Below are 14,878 nucleotides of genomic sequence, written 5' to 3'. Positions count from 1 at the left end.
CCTCAACACTAATCTCAATCGGGACACCGAGCTTGTCGAGGTGAACCATGGATTATTTTGGAACTGGCATCGTTACTGATAATCATATTCTTAGAATATCTTTTTGATAGATGTTGAATCAAACTTCTGAGGAATGCTACTTTTGAAGCAAGTAAGATGTCTGATTTAGATATTAACAAAAATATGATCAAAATGGTAAATCCCTAGATTTTATGTGGTACAAGTTGTATTAACATTACATTATATGCAACTTTGTTGCGGTTAATAGGTTTGTTCCTAAAGCGGGATTAAGAAGTTAACCGTATTGGGAAATCAATGTATTCATATCAGAGATGAAGAGAGAAATTAGTTTAATCATCGCCATGTTGATAATGTCAGAATTCGCTGCTGCCCAGTCTTCCTTTTTATTTCAAAACAAGGAGATTAAAGCAGGCACAAAAGAACATTTTACTATACCAATAGTTAATGGTCAGGATTCTACTTTTATTCCTGTCTCCGTCTTTAATGGGGTAGAGGATGGGGAGACCTTGGGGATCACAGCTGGAGTTCACGGCTTTGAATATGCGCCAATTATGGGCGCGCAGAAGTTGATCCATTCAATCAATCCGCAAAAATTAAAAGGCGTAGTCATTCTGGTGCAATTGGCGGGGGTAGAAAGTTTTTTGGGAAGATCTCCCTATATCAGTCCAGTTGATAGCAAGAATTTGAATAGGTCTTTTCCGGGTAATGAAATTGGAACTACTACAGAAAAAGTAGCTCACTTTATCTCAGAACATATCATATCCAGAGCTGATTATTTCTTAGATATGCATTCGGGAGATGCACCCGAGGATCTGATGAGATACGCAGCCTACTACAGTAACAGTGACATGCCTGAGGTTTCTGCCAAAGGAAAAGAGATGGCTCTTTCGCTTGGTTTTGACCATGTGGTGATATTCAATACGGACGGGAAAGATTATATGAAAGCCNTGCCTGAGGTTTCTGCCAAAGGAAAAGAGATGGCTCTTTCGCTTGGTTTTGACCATGTGGTGATATTCAATACGGACGGGAAAGATTATATGAAAGCCGATAAACCAAGCTTGTATTGTACTGCTGAAGCTTTCAAAAGAGGAATACCTTCCATTGATATTGAGTGCGGTCGTTTGGGAATAATAGAGCAGGATGCGGTGGAAAAGGTTGCCGTAAGTGTCTTGAACCTACTTGATCACTTGGGCTTTCTTCCACTCGATGAGAAAAGAGAAGTAATAAACTTACCTATTGTTATTCATCAGAGAATCTATTCTTCTTCCAATTTTGATGGCATATTCTATCCTGCGAAAAAAGCCGGAGATTATGTGATAAAAGGAATGAAGCTAGGTCATGTAACTGATTTTTTTAATAATATTCTTCAGACCATTTACGCAGAAGATGATGGATTACTGCTATTGATAGTCACTACTCCTCCTGTTAATAAAGGAGAAGATGTAACGGTGATCGCTAAAGTGAATTAGAAGAGAAGCAATTTATCTTCATTCAAGGTAAACATGGGCGGAATGATATGGCCTAAGCATAAGACGGAGCTATGTTTATTATAAATATGTGTCACATCCATGAATGTCCGCTTTCTTAAGGTGAATGCATTGTTGATTATTACAGTAGTGAAATCTTATAGATATAACATTAGTTTTTCTAAGAAATTTAACCTTTCCATGATGGAATAGTGTTTGGAACAAAGAGTAAATTCTCTTAGTTGACACATATAGAGAAATAGATAATAATTTTGGTTAATCAGAATTTCTAATAGGTAACTTAACAGGGATTGAGAAGAAATTCTATAAGAATATTTTGTCACAATGGGTCAGGCAGATGTTCTACAAATTCATATACTCCAACTTATACATTGTACAAAAGTAAATCTCCAATCCTTGTACTAAGATTGCTTCAAATGTCTTTTAGTTAAAACTAAACATAGAATTTAATGTATTTATTTTTTAATCCAACTATACGTTATTTAGAAAAGTAAAAAGAAGAAAATTCGTAGAGCAAGAAATTTTCAATAATTAAATTATTTTTTTTAAAATATGGTAAAAATTACCATTGTTTTTAACAATTAGTCTAGAGATATCCCAAAAAAATTGCGAAATACATAATTCTAATGTTCGGTAAAAAAAATGAAAAGTTTTTTTATGGATATTAACTTCAAAAATATGTTTTTGAAAAAAATAATGTAAATTTATAAAGAAACATCAAAAATAATTGAATTAAGGCTTTATAAGTAGGATTATTACACTTAAAACTCACTTTTAAAAAAAAGGAAAATAGTTACAAAACACACTGCTTTAGTTTCTAAAATTTTTAAAATCAAATTTGATTTGTGATCAATAAGGCATGTTTTTAAAAATTTAGCGTAGGATTCTTTGTTCTGGGAGTAAGCAGACTTGAATATTTTGATTTATGGTTTTAATTATAAAAAGGTGCCACTTTCGTTCAAAGAGGTTCTGTTTTTTTTGAATCAATAACATTGGACAAAATATGTGGCAAGTTTCAAAAAGTTTGATAAGGTAACACTTAATCTAAAGTTTATGGAAAATGTCAAAAAAGAAGGCAATCGACCATCCATCGATGGTAAATTTTTCAAGTTGGGAGATCAAAGATTTTACATTAAAGGAGTTACCTATGGTACCTTTGAGCCCAATGAATCCGGAGACTTATTCCCCCCAATAGAAGTTGTTGATAAGGATTTTAAGTTAATGGCAGAAAATGGAGTAAACACTGTGAGAACTTATACAGTGCCCCCAACGCCTGTTTTGGATATTGCGTTGAAGTACAATCTTAAAATGATGATTGGTATGCCATGGGAGCAGCATTTAACTTTTTTAGATTCGGAGAAACAAGAAAGTGAAATTGTTGATCGGGTTAGGGAAAATATTATTCTTTGTTCAAATCACCCAGCTATTTTTTGCTATGCTATCGGGAATGAAATACCAGCAAAGATAGTGAGATGGTACGGGGATAAAAGGATCTCTTTGTTTTTGAAAAAACTCTATCATACTGTCAAAGAAGTGGATCCTGATGTTTTGGTTACCTATGTGAATTATCCAACAACTGAATATTTGGATCTTTCCTTTCTTGACTTTTTTTGTTTCAATGTCTTTCTTGAAACTGAGGAAAAATTGATTCGGTATTTAGCCAGATTACATAATCTGGCGGAGGATAAACCACTTTTACTTTCTGAAATTGGGCTCGACAGTATGCGAAATGGGCTTGAAAAGCAAGCCGAAATCTTGGATTGGCAGATTCGAAAGATTTTTGAAAAGGGGTGTGCCGGATGTTTTGTTTTTTCATGGACAGACGATTGGTGGAGGGGAGGACTCCCAATTGATGATTGGGATTTTGGATTGGTCGACAGATCCCGAAATCCAAAACCTGCTTTAGCCACTGTAAGAAAAGTATTTGGGGAATTGCCATACAAGGAGCAAGACGGTTTGCCTCTTATTTCTGTAGTGGTTTGTTCCTACAATGGTTCAAAAACAATCAGAGATACATTGGTTGGGTTATCTAAAATAGAATATCCAAGTTACGAGGTGATTGTAGTAAACGATGGGTCAAAAGATAATACAGCAGAAATTGCATCACAGTTTTGCGTGCAATTGATAAGTACAGAAAACCGAGGGCTGAGTAGTGCTAGGAATACAGGTCTATATGCTTCAAATGGTGAAATCATTGCTTATATCGATGATGATGCTTACCCAGACCCTCAATGGCTTACTTATTTAGCATCCTCATACTTAAGTACTAATCATGCAGGAATAGGAGGGCCAAATTTACCGCCAAAGGAGGCTGAATTAGTGTCTCATTGTGTGGCAAATTCACCAGGAGGCCCTTGCCATGTATTGCTTGATGATGAGGTAGCAGAGCATATTCCTGGATGTAATATGTCCTTCAAAAGGTCTGTTTTAATAGAATTAGGAGGTTTTGACCCCATTTTTAGAGCTGCGGGAGATGATGTAGATATTTGTTGGAGGATTCAGAATAAAGGTTACACAATAGGGTTTCATCACTCTGCTTTTGTATGGCATCATAGGCGTAGTTCTTTGAAGATGTATTGGAAACAGCAAGAAGGATATGGAAAAGCGGAAGCTCTGTTAGAAAAAAAATGGCCAGAAAAATATAATAGTTTGGGTCATTTAAGCTGGAGAGGTCATATTTATGGGAATGGATTAACGAATTCTATCTATCCTGAAAAACGGAAAATTTTTTATGGAAGTCAAGGTTCTGCCTTGTTTCAGTCTGTTTACAATGATTCAATTAATTCCTGGAGTAGCTTTTCTTTAATGCCAGAATGGTTTCTTTTAGTCTTGTTTTTTGGAATTGTTTCAGTTTTTGGACTAGAATTTCCCATGTTTGGAATTGCATTCCCGATTTTTTTATTCTTACTCGGATTGATCCTTGCGCAGTCCGCTTTTTCTGCGCGAAAAGCAATCAAGAAAAATAAGTCAATCCCAAAAGATCAAAAGTTTAAGGGTTTTTTGATTACAACTTATATGCACTTTATCCAACCTATATCGAGACTTCGAGGACGATTAAAACATGGCTTGAACCCATCAAGGGGAAGTCTTACAAACCTTAAGCATTTTAAGAGTTTTTCTGCCTTTCCTCGGGTGATTTATGTTTGGTCAGAAAAGTGGACAGAATTATCCGAATGGCAACTGGATTTGAAAACCGACTTATTAAAAAAGAAAATGAAAGTGCAAAATGGAGGTGAATTTGACCGTTGGGATTTAGAATATAAAATTGGACCATTTATTTCTGCAAGAGCTTTATTGACTGTTGAAGAACATGGAATGGGGAGACAATATTTTAAAATTAAACAGTGGTTGCGTCTTTCTATGATCACAGTATCATTGTTTTTGGGGCTATTTTTAGTAACCATCATTGCATTGGAATTTAAAGCCTACCTAAGCTTATTGTTTTTTGGGTCCTTGTCAATTTTATTGGTGCTCAAGATTGTAGCTGATTCATGTTATATTTTAAGGTTTTTTAGAGTTTCAGTAGAAACATTGGCTTCAAGAAAAAATGGCGAAAAAGAAATTCAATACGACCTGAAAAAAATTAAGCCAAAATTTGAAAATTCTAATATTGAGAATGTTTTAATTGATTCAATGAATTGAAGATGTGTTTGACATTAGTAATTTGAAATGAAAAATATAAATACGATAAGTAGATTGCTGAGATATCTGCTTCCATATAAGTGGAAGTTGATACTTTTAATATTTATTTCAATTGTTGGTGTATTTTTTACAGTTGCTAAGCCACTTCCGGTTAAAGTAATAATAGATAATGTTCTGTTGAAAAAGGATTTACCTGAGTTTATTAGTGGTTTTTTACAATTGAATAATATTGGGCAATCTGAAAGTGACTTGCTCAACTATAGTTTATTTTTCATGTTAATAATCATCATAGGAGGAATTGTTTTAAATTATATTTCTTTTTTGTTTGTAACAAAAATTGGGATAGGTCTTGTGTATGATCTGTCTCTTGATCTCTATAAAAAATTTCAGGTTTTATCCATGAAATTCTATTCCAAAAATCAAACTGGAGATCTTCTCCAAAGGTTTAATGGAGATATTTTCGTGGTGTATTTATTAGTCGCTCAGATTGTCCTTCCAATAATTTCTTCCCTTTTGATTCTTATCGGGATGTTTTATGTAATGGCTTTGATAGATTTGACGTTAGCGATTGTCGCCATTTCTGTTGTACCCTTACTAGTGTATGTGTTATTTATTGTCAATAAACCAATGAATGATACTACTGTGGAACAGTATACAAAACAAGGTGAACTTTCTGCGTTTGTGCAACAAGCTTTGGTATCCATGCGAGTCATTCAGACCTTTGTCAGAGAAAAGTTCATGTTAGAAAAATTGGACTTTTTAATTTCAGGATTTAAAAAGGCATATTTAAAGGCAGTGACTATTGGGGAAGGTTATAATCAATCAGTTGCTTTAATCACAGGAATAGCCTCTGTTGTTTTGGTGGCGATTGGTGCGTATAAAGGACTTGACGGGAAAGTGTCTCCTGGAGATTTATATGTTTTCTTAGGGTACATAACCGCAATTTATGGGCCGGTAACTTCGCTTTCAACTGCCGCTGGTGCAACCATTACAATAGCAGCTAGAGCAAGTCGAATTTACGAGATATTGGATTCTAAAGAAGAAGTATTTGAAAAAGAAAATCCATTCGAATTGTCAGAAGAATCCTGTTTAATTGAGTTTGAAAATGTTGATTTTGGGTATAATAGATTTAAGGATGATGAAAATCATGTATTAAAGGCTATTAATTTTAAAGCATTTCCGGGTAAAGTAACTGCGATAATTGGAACAACCGGGGCAGGAAAAACCTCACTTATTTCTTTGTTGGGTAGATTTTATGATCCATGGGCGGGGGAGATAAGAATTAATGGTGTTGATATAAGTAATTTTAGTTTAAATTCTTTAAGAAGTAATATTTCAATGGTCTTGCAAGATCCGATATTGTTTCCGGTGAGTATTGCTGAAAATATTAGGTTCGGTAATCCTGAAGCAACGACGGATCAGGTGATTAAAGCAGCGCAACTTAGCGAAGCACATGGGTTCATTATGAAGCTTCCAAAGGGATATGACACGATGGTAGGCGAAGCTGGATTGTCCTTATCAGGGGGAGAAAAACAGCGTTTGTCTCTAGCTAGGACTTTTGTAATGGACAATCCAATTGTTGTTTTAGATGAGCCGACATCTTCTGTGGATGCAATTACAGAAGGAAGAATATTTAAAAGGCTTAAAGAGTATTATTTCAATAAAACAGTGATTATAATCTCCCACAGACTTTCTACTATTAAAAACGCAGATCAAATCTTGGTTTTAAACGATGGACTAATATCTGAATTGGGCTCTCATGATCAATTGATTAAACTAAATGGGCTCTATTTTAATCTTTACACCCAGCAAAACATTAACTAACTTTTTGATATGAACACTGAAAAATTCTTCTTTAGAGAATATGTAGATTCTGATTTGAAAGAAGTCCTTGATTTATGGGAATATTTTTCTGGTTGGGGAAGACCAGAAGAAAGCGAGTTTAAGATGTGGCTTCCAGGGCCATTTGGGGACGCAATAATTTTTTTGGCCACGGATAAATCTGATAAAATTGTTGGTCAAATATTTTATACTCCCACTTTAATGTATTTGAGTAGTATGGAAGTAAAGGCTGTTAAAATTTCTGCCCCAATTATCCATGAGGAGTATAGGTCATCCGTATATGCTGAAAGTAAATCTTTGGTGGTTGAGCTTTTTTTGGAAGGCAATAAATATATCAAAGAGAAAGGATATAACTGGCTTTATACCATGCCTGCATATGGGTGGGTAAAAAGTTTAAAATCCATTCATAAGGTTGGTTTATTTCCATGGAAAATTCAAATTTTCCCTTGCCTTCAAATTTTGGAGGAAGATGTTGAAGATACTAAGTATACGCTACATGAATTAAATGGATTTACAAATGAATTTAATCTGATTTGGGAAAAGTTTAAACTAAAAAATTCAAACCTTTCTTTTATCAATAGATCGAAAGAGTGGTTAAATTACAAATGGAGAAATGACTTAATCGTCGGAATTTTTGATTTAGAGAAAAAACTAACTGGATATTTTGTGATAAAAAAAAATTCAGGTTTGATTTTGGATTTTTTAATGATTGAATTCATTGATGTTCCTCTTCTTTTCAAAAAACTTAAAAAATTTCATTTATTATGGATAGAGAAAGCGATCCCTATTGAGAAGCAAGAACTTAAAATCATATCAAATGATTTTTTAAAACCCTTTCTGGATCAGCTTAAAACACAATATGTTGAATATAAATTTGTGTTTGGTATTTCTTCTACAGTTTCTGTAGCAGAAGTTGAAAATTTAGATAATGAATGGTTTATTTTTCCAAATGATTAATTATAGATCATGGCGCTGCGGGAATGTACTTCAAGTGACTATCCTAAACTGGTTGAGTTTTGGAATTTAAATGCTGGTTGGGATGTGATTAATGAGGAACTTTGGAAAGAGCGTTTTCTTTCTTCGCCTATTGGTAATTCCTTTGTAGTAATTGTTGAAAATGACGGCAATATTCAAGCTCAACTTATTTTTGTATCATTGAGTGTATCATTGGGTAAAGAGGTCTTTTTTGGAAGTCGGCCCTATGCTGCTGTTATAGCTAAAAGGTCCACGGGCTTATCGGGATATAAATATATTATTCAGTTATATAATTTTGGTATTCAACTTTTGAAGAAAAAGAAGTTTGATCTAGTAATTATGCTTCCAGATCCAAGATGGAAGAGACTGGCAAGTTTTTTTGATATTCATATATTTAGTTTTCCGCTTTTTAAATTGTCCTTATCTACCGATATGAAGTTTGATGATGCTGTATATGAAATTAGTCCCATTGATTTTGATGATAATCGTATTGATCTACTTTGGGATGAGATTTCTAATCAAAACAATTATATGATCTCTAGAGACGGTCAAAATCTAAAATGGAAAAATAGCCATCGTGATTATAAAATCGTTGGAGTTTTAGAAGGCGAAACTCTTATTGGAGTTGCTACCTATTTGGAAAAGGCAAAGGAGAATCAAATTCAAATTTGTGATTTGTTATTTAAAGCTGGGTTTGGTGAATCAGTAATAAAAGAAATTTCCAATTACTTATTCAGTATGTATGGGTCAATGGATCAATTTCAAAAAATAGTTTGTCTAGCGACTGATTCATTGAAGATTCTCCTTAGTCAAGCGGGTTATGAATATGGAGACTATGATTTTTACTTTGGTGTTAAATTGTTGAACCCAAGTATCCCAAACCAAGTCCTCAAAAGTCCGAATTGGTATGTCTCAGCAAATGATTAATTCAAAAGGAACTGTAGTTGTTGGAGGTTTTTTAGGACTTCTGCCAATTGGAGGAGTCGTATGGGATTATATTCAATATGTGATTGGATTTCAGTGGATGGGGTACGATGTCTATTACTTAGAAGACACTAAAATATATCCTGTCTTTGGAAGAGTCTGGAATGATAGTACTGATACGGTAAATAGGCTTCGTGAAATTATGAAATATTTTGGTCTGGAAGACCGATATATTTACCGAGATGAACTGACGCAACAATTTTTTGGTAGGTCAAAAAGGGAATATCTTGAAATTTGTAAAGCTGCTGACATTTTCATAAATATTTCATGCTCGAATGTGATTCGAGAGGAATATTCCCATATCCCTGTTAGGATCTTATTGGATACTGATCCAATGTTTACTCAAATTCAAATAAATTCTAACCAATCTTTTACTACGGATAATGGTAATTTAAAAGAATTAGCACAATGGCACACCCACCATTTTACATTTGGGGAGAATATTTTTGGTAAAGACTGCTTAATTCCTCGGGGAGAATTTTCTTGGGTTTCTACTCGGCAACCCATTTGCATGGATTTTTGGAAGTATAAAGAACTTGACTTATCAAAATCTTCCTTTACCACGCTAATGAACTGGAAAGTAGGAAAAAAATTAAAATTTGCCGGGCAAGATTGGGGTCAAAAAGATGTTACTTTTCCTCTCATACTAAATCTACCAAATCTACTTCCGCATATTTCGTTCAAGCTTGCCGTGAGTCAAACAGGAGGAGGTGTTAAAGGTGGACAATTTTATAAATTATTGGAGAATGGCTGGAATTTAATCTCTCCTGAGGAGGCATCGGGAGATCATTTATTGTATCAGGAATTTATTTATTCTTCAGAAGGAGAAATTTCAGTAGCTAAAGAAACGTATGTTAAAGCTAAAACTGGCTGGTTTTCATGTAGATCGGCCTGTTATTTAGCATCAGGCCGCCCTGTTGTAGCACAGGATACCGGTTGGTCTGAATTTTATCCCACAGGAATGGGGCTTTTTTCCTTTACGGATGAACATGAAGCAGAACATGCGATTCGGAAAATTTCGGAAAATTGGAAGGCACATTCATTGGGAGCAAGAGAACTGGCAAAATCATACTTTGACCATAACATTGTTTTAGGGAAGTTGATTGATTCACTTTAATTCTATCAAACAAATGATTAATTCTATTCCAAAGTTTTATCCTTTAATTCCAGGATCTAAATTCCCAGGGGACTGGTTTAGTGGAATAGTCCCGACTAATATCCAGGTTGGAGAAAATACCATGCTGGATTCAAGTCATTGTTTTAAAAATTATCATTCGCAATTAGACATTGGGCTGAAGATTGGCTCCAATGTTACTTTGTGGAGAACCTCTCTAGCTGCAGAAGAAAATGGACTAATAGAAATAGGGGATTTTTGCTTTTTAGCCAATGCTTCGTTGGTTTGTTCAAGGAGGATAAAAATCGGATCCAGAGTTTTTATTTCTGGCGGGGTTACAATAGTGGACTCAGATTTTCATCCTTTAGATCCATTAGAAAGGCTATTAGATATTATCGCTCTTTCACCCTTGGGAAATAGAAAGGAAAGGCCTGAATTTAAAGTAGAAGATGTAGAAATTGAAGATGACGTCTGGATTGGGTTGAATGCCACAATCCTTAAAGGAGTTACAATCGGTAAGGGGGCCTATATTTATCCTGGCTCTTTGGTTCTGGAAAATGTTTTACCCGGCCAGAAGGTTTCTGGAAATCCCGCAAAACCAATTGTATGAAACGGAACATAAAACAGAGTGGATTCACAGATCAGGATGGAAGATATTTAATCCCTAATGATTGGTACCATGGAGAGTTGCCTGCCAATATTTTATTGGACAATGATGTTTACATAGATTCCGCCTATTGTTTTTTAATGTTTCAAAGCAAAGAACAAGTAGCATTGAAAGTCGGAAAGGGTTCAGGCATTTATGACTTGGCTCAAATCGTTACCTCAGAAAATGGAGTAACCGAAATCGGAGAATATTGCATTCTACAGGGAACCACACTTTTATGTTCCGAAAAAATTTCAATAGGGAATTATGTCATGGCCTCTTGGGGCTCTGTAATTACAGATAATTATTTTGGTGAAAATCTTACTATCGAACAGAGAGCGATTTTGTTAGAAAGGAGTTCGGTATCAATTTCCCGTCAACTACCTTTTTCTACCTCCTCTCCAGTGATTATTGAGGATAATGTTTGGATTGGTTTTGACTCTGTAGTTTTACCAGGCACTTTCATCGGAAGAGGTTCAATAATTGGGAGTAAATCCATTGTATCAGGGCATATCCCGGAATATTCGGTAGTAGTAGGAAATCCAGCAAAAATTATCAAACAGCTTGATCCCACAGATCTTAATTGGGATTATCAGAATTAACTTCAATTTGATCTTAAAATTATTCAAGAGTAATGAAAATTGTCTTATTAGGATATATCGTCAGGGGACCTTTTGGAGGTGCGGTTTGGCATCATTTTCAATATGCCCTAGGGTTAAAACTTTTGGGACATGAAGTGCTTTTTATAGAGTATAGTGAAGATTATCCTTCCTGTTATAATCCCATCACTTTTGAAGTGTCAACTGATCCCTCATATGGCTTAAAATTTATCGATGCAATTTTTTCAAATTATGGGATGAATCGCCAATGGGCATATTTTGATTATCATACAAGTCGATGGTTTGGAAACCCCAAGCAAAAAATATTAAATTTTTTAAGTGACGCTGATGTTCTTATCAATATTGCGGGAGTAAATCCACTAAGAGAAGAGGTTCAAAATATTCCAATCAAGATCTTTATCGATACGGATCCAGTATTTACACAGATTCGACTTATCAAGGACCCAATTTCAAATGCTATGGCAAAAGAGCATAATGTGTTTTTTTCTTTTGGAGAAAACATCGGGAACAAAGATTGTCAAATTCCAAAGGATCAATTTACGTGGGTTCCTACCCGACAGCCCGTTATCCCTGAGCTTTGGAAGAACGAAAAAGTATTAACTAAAGGAAATTGGACTACGCTTATGAATTGGGATAGTCATAAAAATGCGGAGTGGGATGGTAAAATATTTGGAATGAAATCCACCTCATTCCAACCTTATTTTGATTTACCAAGAATAATCAATGAACGATTTGAATTAGCGCTAGGTAGTAAATCAGCCCCTCGGGATGAATTAAGAGCAAGGGGATGGATCATAACTAATCCCGAAGTGGCTTCGAAAACTCCGGAAGCCTTTCAAAAATATATCTCAGAATCCAAAGGAGAGTGGAGCGTGGCCAAAGATGGCTTTGTTTCAAGTAACAGTGGTTGGTTTAGTGAACGAAGCGCTGCATATCTGATGAGTGGAAAACCTGTAGTAGTCCAGGATACCGGATTTTCAAAAAACATAGAAACTGGCCAAGGCTTATTTTCTTTTACGGACCCTGAAGATCTAAAGTCAATTTTTATTGAAGTTAACCGTGATTATAGTTTTCATAGTATGAGAGCGAGAGAAATTGCCTTGGAATATTTCCATTATGAAAAGGTGTTGAAAAATTTGCTAAAAAATTGTTAGTGTCTTCCTTCAAGAAGCTGCGAGATTAAACAGGTGAGTGAGTGACCGCTATGGACCAATAATAAGGTAGCATCAATAAAAGCCAATCATGTAAGTGCTGATACTGACCCTAGAATCAACCCTACTGCTTTTGCCTTTGTCAGAGCGGTAGCCTCCCATAAAAGCCTTCCAAAGTTAAAGTGGCAGAACTTGCCGGAAGGAAATAAAATTGTTCTAAAGATATCTGCAGATGCTTCTGCAACAAAAGCGTGATTATAGACAAGCCAGTCAGCAAATGAAGATTTTCGTCAAGCCTTATGGGAATCTCAGCCCATAGCTTTAAAGAGTAAACCAGACAATAATAATGATACTAGTAAATCTATCAAAGAATATTGGATTGAAGTTCCTTTGCCGTCAAATGGATATATGGCTATTTTTGGAGAAATAGAATTTAAACAGAATAGTCACACTTTTCTACTTTCTACCCAAACTAACAGCAGTTCTTTAGAAGAATAGTGTCAAATAGCATGCCCTGAGAGGGGCCGGATTTACAGGGAGATGTTTTATTTTCTTTACCCTTTGTATTAAGGTGTATGCAACTCCCACCTTGCAAATTCACAAAAATTGGATAAAATTTGAACCAACAAAATTACATATGAAATCGAGCCTGCCTACCGGACAGGCAGGCATGACCAAAGCGACACAAAGGGATGATTAACCACTGCAAGATTCCTCCCGATAGCTCCCGATAATTATCGGGACGGGATGACCATAAAAAATCAATTATAAACAGATGAAATCGAGCATGTCGAAGAACGACCACAGTGGAAGGATTATTTGCCTTGCGAGATTCCATTCCGTTTCCATCGTCACGGGACAAGTTATGGCCTTTAAAATCAAATTATAATCATATGAAAACACATTTGAAAATATTAGTTTCTACAACTTTACTTTTTTTAGCAACCAGCCAAATAATTGCTCAAGAGGCCTCAAAAGCTCATAAAGATTCATTAGAAACCGTAGTAAAGGAATATTACGATCTGAACCTTAAAATATTTCAGGCCAACTCGACAATCAAAGATATTGATAGCACTTTTGAACTTTTTACAGACGACTTTACATATGTTCATCCAAAATATGGCGGGACTTATACAAAAGAGGATCTGTATAACGGATACGTTAGGAATCAAAAAAATGGAGGTTATGACGGGAAAGTCGCTGATATAAAGATAGAAAACAAAATTATTGGACTAAACGCTGTGGTTGTGGAAAAAAGATTTGTAAAAAAAGAAGACAGCGGAATGAAAGATGGCAAGCTGGAAATGACCCTTTTTGAATTTAGAGATGGTAAAATCTCCCGCATTTTTGAATATTGGTAATAAAAAAAATCAATAACTATCAACTAAGCTTCCCTTGTATTCGATTCATAACTTCCGGTTTTTCTCCTTTCTTGCAGATATTTTTTAGTTATTGAAATCAAAGATCCCGAGGTCTTGACCACGAGAGTAAGCGACTCGGGGGAAAGCTATTCGGGAGCTATCATTTACCGGAGCCCCCCGCCCTCTCACATCAGTAGAGGGCGGGGGTGAGGTAGAAAAACCAACTTTTATTATCTTTATGGGCTAAAATCCCGAACCGATAAAACCCTTCTTTAGTCTCAACAGAAAACCTGTACCGTGTGAGGTGAGACTCTTACGCACGTTGCGATAACTATCTGAACTGTTGGAAGGTGAAGGTGTGATTCCCTTGCCTGACCCGATTCCCGGCAAGCTGAAACAAGCTATATGTAAATATTGAGAGTAATGAATGAATTAATAATTGAAAAAATAATTTCGGTTTGCAACGAAAAAATTGAGAAAAAAGGGGAAAACGTTGGACTTTCATTTTATGCTTTTTTTGCAAATAAAAACGACAATCCGAAACTACTAATGGAAGTTTCAGAATGGTGGATTATGAGGCATAAACTTGATCACTTTGAGAAAGCTGTTAAAATCAAGGACATGGTCCAAAATAAACTGTAATGGCTGGAAAACTAACTGTTTTAGGAATTAATGGTAGTGTGAGCAAAAACTCCTCTAACCTTGCCATTCTGAAAGCAATCGCCGAAATGGAGCAGAATAATTTTGAATTGATAATTTTTGACGATTTAACAGAACTGCCACATTTCAAGACTGAATTAACCAGTGAAAATACTCCGGAAGCAGTAATAGAATTTCGGGATAAAGTAGAAAACGCTGATGGAATAATAATTTGTACTCCTGAATATGTTTTTAGTATTCCTAGTGGACTGAAAAACGCAATTGAATGTATCGCTCCGAGCATCCCATATGTTTTGGATTAGGAATTTCAGAGAATCGGTTTAGGTCTGTGCTGCTTCCAGTTTGAGGGAAGAAGTTGGTACAGGTCTTTTTGTT

The 14,878-nt window shown here is 35.4% G+C and carries 12 protein-coding genes; all 12 read left to right on the top strand.

Annotation, left to right across the window (positions count from 1 at the left end; translation table 11 throughout):
- The first annotated feature begins 332 nt into the window (after positions 1-332).
- The 12 genes from SYJ56_RS23035 (at position 333) to SYJ56_RS22980 (ending at position 14,805) form a co-directional block, all read left to right on the top strand.
- Positions 333-1,490 (top strand): M14 family metallopeptidase, encoded by a 1,158-nt coding sequence (locus tag SYJ56_RS23035; RefSeq protein ID WP_323838353.1) that lies wholly within the window; start codon positions 333-335, stop codon positions 1,488-1,490.
- 1,071 nt (positions 1,491-2,561) lie between these two features.
- Positions 2,562-5,150, top strand: coding sequence for a glycosyltransferase (locus SYJ56_RS23030; RefSeq protein ID WP_323838351.1), 2,589 nt, complete (start codon positions 2,562-2,564; stop codon positions 5,148-5,150).
- Positions 5,151-5,177: 27 nt separating this feature from the next.
- Positions 5,178-6,974 carry an ABC transporter ATP-binding protein gene (locus tag SYJ56_RS23025; RefSeq protein ID WP_323838350.1) on the top strand — a complete coding sequence of 599 codons (1,797 nt, stop codon included), beginning with the start codon at positions 5,178-5,180 and terminating at the stop codon, positions 6,972-6,974.
- 9 nt (positions 6,975-6,983) lie between these two features.
- On the top strand, positions 6,984-7,949 hold the full coding sequence (locus SYJ56_RS23020; RefSeq protein ID WP_323838348.1) for a GNAT family protein: 966 nt from the start codon (positions 6,984-6,986) through the stop codon (positions 7,947-7,949).
- 9 nt (positions 7,950-7,958) lie between these two features.
- A complete protein-coding gene (locus SYJ56_RS23015) occupies positions 7,959-8,894 on the top strand; it encodes a hypothetical protein (RefSeq protein ID WP_323838346.1) in 936 nt (311 codons plus the stop codon).
- Entirely contained in the window at positions 8,887-10,068 is a 1,182-nt protein-coding gene (locus SYJ56_RS23010) for a glycosyltransferase (RefSeq protein ID WP_323838344.1), read from the top strand. Before SYJ56_RS23015 ends, SYJ56_RS23010 begins: the two co-directional genes overlap by 8 nt.
- Before the next feature lie 13 nt (positions 10,069-10,081).
- Positions 10,082-10,675 carry an acyltransferase gene (locus SYJ56_RS23005; protein ID WP_323838342.1) on the top strand — a complete coding sequence of 198 codons (594 nt, stop codon included), beginning with the start codon at positions 10,082-10,084 and terminating at the stop codon, positions 10,673-10,675.
- Positions 10,672-11,313, top strand: a complete 642-nt coding sequence (locus SYJ56_RS23000; protein ID WP_323838340.1) for an acyltransferase — start codon at positions 10,672-10,674, stop codon at positions 11,311-11,313. The genes SYJ56_RS23005 and SYJ56_RS23000 overlap by 4 nt, the downstream gene beginning before the upstream one ends.
- A 32-nt stretch (positions 11,314-11,345) precedes the next feature.
- Entirely contained in the window at positions 11,346-12,485 is a 1,140-nt protein-coding gene (locus SYJ56_RS22995; protein WP_323838339.1) for a glycosyltransferase, read from the top strand.
- Positions 12,486-13,375: 890 nt separating this feature from the next.
- Complete coding sequence (locus SYJ56_RS22990) at positions 13,376-13,843, top strand: nuclear transport factor 2 family protein (protein WP_323838337.1); 468 nt, start codon at positions 13,376-13,378, stop codon at positions 13,841-13,843.
- A gap of 423 nt (positions 13,844-14,266) precedes the next feature.
- On the top strand, positions 14,267-14,485 hold the full coding sequence (locus tag SYJ56_RS22985; RefSeq protein WP_323838335.1) for a DUF6500 family protein: 219 nt from the start codon (positions 14,267-14,269) through the stop codon (positions 14,483-14,485).
- Positions 14,485-14,805 (top strand): NADPH-dependent FMN reductase, encoded by a 321-nt coding sequence (locus SYJ56_RS22980; protein WP_323838333.1) that lies wholly within the window; start codon positions 14,485-14,487, stop codon positions 14,803-14,805. Before SYJ56_RS22985 ends, SYJ56_RS22980 begins: the two co-directional genes overlap by 1 nt.
- Positions 14,806-14,878 lie beyond the last annotated feature (73 nt).

Source organism: Algoriphagus aurantiacus, from assembly GCF_035156405.1.
GTDB lineage: Bacteria > Bacteroidota > Bacteroidia > Cytophagales > Cyclobacteriaceae > Algoriphagus > Algoriphagus aurantiacus.
Note: the sequence above shows the minus strand (reverse complement) of the source record. Positions and strands in the feature narration are given on the sequence as shown.